The organism is Nonomuraea sp. NPDC003709 (assembly GCF_040610775.1).
Lineage (GTDB): Bacteria > Actinomycetota > Actinomycetes > Streptosporangiales > Streptosporangiaceae > Nonomuraea > Nonomuraea angiospora_A.
On sequence record NZ_JBEXMW010000075.1, the window covers coordinates 1 to 3,683 of the forward strand.

General features: G+C 69.3%; 1 protein-coding gene. It reads right to left on the reverse strand.

All coding sequences use genetic code 11. The features are described from left to right. The coding region (locus tag ABZX61_RS65655; protein WP_355213220.1) for an SDR family NAD(P)-dependent oxidoreductase at positions 1 to 3,683 on the reverse strand (3,683 nt) is incomplete at both ends.

Genomic DNA, 3,683 nt, shown 5'->3' on the forward strand with positions numbered 1-3,683 from the left:
AGGGTGTTGTTGAGGGCGGTGGCGAAGGTGGGGAAGGTTTCGTAGAGTTGGCGGCCCATGCCGGGGTGTTGGGCGCCTTGTCCGGAGTAGAGGAATGCGGTTTTGCCGGGTCGGGCACGCCCGGTGATCACGTTGACTCCTGCGCCCACCCCAACGCCGTTGCGGGTGTCGGAGCGGGTGCTGGCTCTGTTGGCGGTCGCGGCTTCGGTTGCGGCGTTTGAGCCCGCTCCGTTGACGGTGCTGATGCCGCTTTCACCGGCCGTGTCAGCGTCTGAGCCGTCGCTGCCCGTGCCGTTGGTTGTGGCGGTGCCGAGGTTGGCGCCACTGCCGGCGCCCGTCCCGTCACCATTGCCATTGCCGTTGCTGCTGCTCCTGGCGACGCCGTTGTCTGTGCCGTCACCCGCGCCGAGGCCCATGCTGTCGTCGGTGTTGGTGCCGGCGAGGTGGTCGAGGGCGTGGTGAAGGTCGTCGGCGTTGCGGGCCAGGATGACGGCGCGGTGCTCAAGATGGGCACGCGTTGTGGCGGTCGACAGGGCGATGTCGTGCAGGGGGAGGTCGGGGTGGGTGGTGAGGTGGCTGGCCAGGCGGGCGGCTTGAGCGGCCAGGCTGGTCTGGTCACGGGCGGATAGGGCTACCGGGATCAGCGGCAGGGGCTGCGGAGCTTCGATGCCCGTGCCGGTGCTCTTGCCAGCGCCGCTGCTAGTGCCGGTGTCCGCGTTAGCGCCCGTGCCGATGCCCGCGTTAGCGCCCGTACCGGTGCTTGCCTGAGCCCCTGCGGCGGTGCTTGTGCTGGTGCCCGCGTTGGGGCCTGTGCCTGTGGGAGTGGGGTGGGGGGCTTGTTCGAGGATGAGGTGGGCGTTGGTGCCGCTGATGCCGAAGGAGGAGATGGCGGCTCGGCGTGGTTTGTCGCTGTGTGCGGGCCAGGTTTGGGGGTGTTGGAGGAGGCGGATCTGGCCTTGTTCCCAGTCGACGTGGGTGGTGGGGGTGGTGATGTGCAGGGTTTGGGGGAGGAGGGCTTCGCGGGCGGCCATGACCATCTTGATCACACCCGCCACCCCGGAGGCGCATTGGGTGTGGCCGAGGTTGGACTTCACGGTGCCCAGCCACAAGGGGTGTTCTTCGGAACGGGCTCCGTACACCTCGAGGAGGGCTTGGGCCTCGATGGGGTCGCCGAGTTTGGTGCCGGTGCCGTGGGCTTCGACCGCATCGATGTCACCGGGGGCCAGGCCGGCATTGGCCAGCGCCTGGCGGATCACCCGCTCCTGCGAGGGACCGTTGGGGGCCGACAGGCCGTTGCTGGCGCCGTCCTGGTTGACCGCCGATCCGCGGATCACGCCCAGGACCCGGTGGCCGTTTGCCTGCGCTTCCGAGAGCCGCTCCAGCAGCAGGATGCCCACGCCTTCGGAGAAGACGGTGCCGTCAGCCTCATCCGAGAACGCCTTGCATCGGCCGTCTCTCGCCAGACCACGCTGACGGCTGAATTGGATTAACAGTTCGGGGTTCGGGAGCACGGTCACGCCGCCTGCGAGTGCCAGAGTGCTTTCGCCTCTGCGCAGGGACTCGCAGGCCAGGTGGATGGCGACCAGAGAGGAGGAGCAGGCGGTGTCCACCGTCAGCGCCGGACCCTCGAGGCCGAAGTTGTAGGACACCCGTCCTGACATCACCGAACTGGATGTGCCCGTGACCAAGTAGCCTTCGACGTCGGCCGATGGTGAATCCGCACCGTATCCGGTGTGTGTTCCGCCGATGAAGACGCCGGTCGGGGTGCCGCGGAGGGTGTCGGGGTCGATCCCGGCCCGTTCCAGAACCTCCCACGACGTCTCCAGCAGCAGCCGCTGCTGCGGATCGATCGCGATCGCCTCACGCGGACTGATCCCGAAAAACGCCGCGTCGAACCCGGCCGCGTCCTTCAGGAACCCACCCTCACGCAGATACGTGGTCCCCACATGGTCCGGGTCCGGGTCATACAACGCCTCCAGATCCCAGCCCCGGTCCTCGGGGAAGGAGGAGATCCCCGAACGGCCCTGCACGAGCATGTCCCACAGGTCCTCCGGCGAGTTCACCCCGCCCGGGTAGCGGCAGCCCATCGCCACGATCGCGATCGGCTCCCCAATCCCCGCGGACGCAGACGCGGCCCGCACCGGCTCGGCCGCGACGGCCGTGCCGTTGCCGGTGACGCGTTGGAGCAGGTGCGTTGCGAGCGCGGTTGGGGTGGGGTGGTCGAACACAAGGGTGGCGGGCAGTTTCATCCCGGCGGCCCGGCTGAGCCGGTTGCGCAACTCGACGGAGGTCAGGGAGTCGAAGCCCAGATCCTTGAACGGGCGTCCTGCTTGGATCGCCTCGCCGGAGGCATGCCCCAGGACCGCTGCGGCTTCGGCGCAGACCAGCGACACCAGCACGTGTTCCTGCTCGGCCGCGGGCAGGCCGGTCAGGCGGCGTTCCAGTGCCGACCCGCTGCCGGAGACAGGTTCGGTGCGGGCGGTGCGACGCGCGGGCGTGCGAGCCAGCCCGCGCAGGATGGGCGGGACGCCGTCGTGGCGGTTGCTGAGGGTGTGGGTGTTGATGGGGAGGGGGAGGAGGTGGGGTTGGGGTGTGGTGAGGGCGGTGTCGAGGAGTTGGTTGCCTTGGGTGGTGGTGATGCGGTGGTAGCCGGCTTGTTCGATGCGGGTGATGTCGGTGGTGGTGAGGTGGGCGCTCATGCCGCTGGGTTGGTGCCAGAGTCCCCAGGCGAGGGCTTGGGCGGGTAGGCCGGTGGTGTGGCGGTGGATGGCGAGTGCGTCGAGGAAGGCGTTGGCGGCGGAGTAGTTGCCCTGTCCGGCGCTGTCGAGGGTGGCGGCTGAGGAGGAGTAGAGGACGAACGCGGCCAGGTCGAGGTGGCGGGTGGCCTGGTGCAGGTGCCAGGCGGCGTCCGCTTTCGGCTTCAGTACTCGGTCGATCTTGTCGGGGGTGAGGGAGGTGACCACGCCGTCGTCGAGGATTCCGGCGGTGTGGAAGACCGCCGTGAGCGGGTGCTCGGTCGGGACCCGGCCAAGGAGCGCGGCTACCTGCTCGGGATCGGACAGATCGCAGGCCGTGATGTCGACGGTCGCGCCCGCCGTCTCCAGGTCGGTGCGGAGTTGGTCGGCGTCGGGGGCTTGGTCTCCTCGGCGGGAGGCCAACAGCAGACGCCCCACCCGGTGCTCCCCGGCCAGGTGGCGGGCCAAGATCGCACCCAGACCGCCCGTGCCACCCGTGATCAGTACCGTGCCGTCGGGGTCCAGGCTGCGGGGCATGGTGAGGATGATCTTGCCGGTGTGGCGGGCCTGGGCCATGTGCCGGAACGCCTGGCGGGCCTGCTGCACCGGCCAGCACCGCACCGGCAACGCCGCCAGCCCGTCACCAGTGAACAGGTCCAGCAGTTCGGCGAGCATCTGGCCGATCCGGTCGTGCCCGGCGTCCATCAGGTCAAAGCTGCGATACCGCACCTGCGGATGGGTGCCGGCCACCTGGGTGGGATCGCGCCGGTCGGTTTTGCCCATCTCGATAAACCGCCCGCCAGGGGCGAGCAGGTCGAGGGAGGCGTCGGTGAACGGCCCCGCCAGCGAGTTGAGCACCACATCCATCCCCGCCCCGCCCATCACCGCGGCGAAGGCATCGGCGAAATCCAGGTCGCGGGAGGAAGCGATGTGATCATCCGGCACGCC